Genomic DNA, 395 nt, shown 5'->3' on the forward strand with positions numbered 1-395 from the left:
AGCCTGAGCCAGTTCCGCATGGCTTTGGTGACCCGGTAGCTGGTGCGGCCGATTTCCAGCGGCGCCCCGTCCCGCGGGTCCACGAGGACGCGGTGGAACGAATCCGCCCCGGTCGCGACGAGGTCCCGGGCCATGGAGGGCGGGATGGGTCCGTACCCGTCCAGCATCGCCGGCTCGTCCGTCAGGCCGAGCAGGGCGAACACTGGCACGGTGACCAGCACCTCGGCCCGGACTGGCGCTTGGCTTGGACCGGTTCCCTCGCCGCCGTCGCCGGCACCGGGTGCACCGGTAACGCCGGTAGTGTTGCCGGTGTTGAGGAGCCCTTCGGCGAAACTATCGGCCCGGAGCTGGGTGAGGGTGCGGTGCTCGTTCGGTCCCTGCACGGCTCGGGAGAG

Annotated in this window: 1 pseudogene; it reads right to left on the bottom strand. The window is 70.9% G+C overall.

Features of this window, described 5'->3' with window-relative positions:
* Positions 1-395: pseudogene (locus U7114_RS19325) on the bottom strand (DUF222 domain-containing protein); the annotation flags it as partial.

Origin of the sequence: Pseudarthrobacter sp. C1, from assembly GCF_034720455.1 — a bacterium.
Lineage (GTDB): Bacteria > Actinomycetota > Actinomycetes > Actinomycetales > Micrococcaceae > Arthrobacter.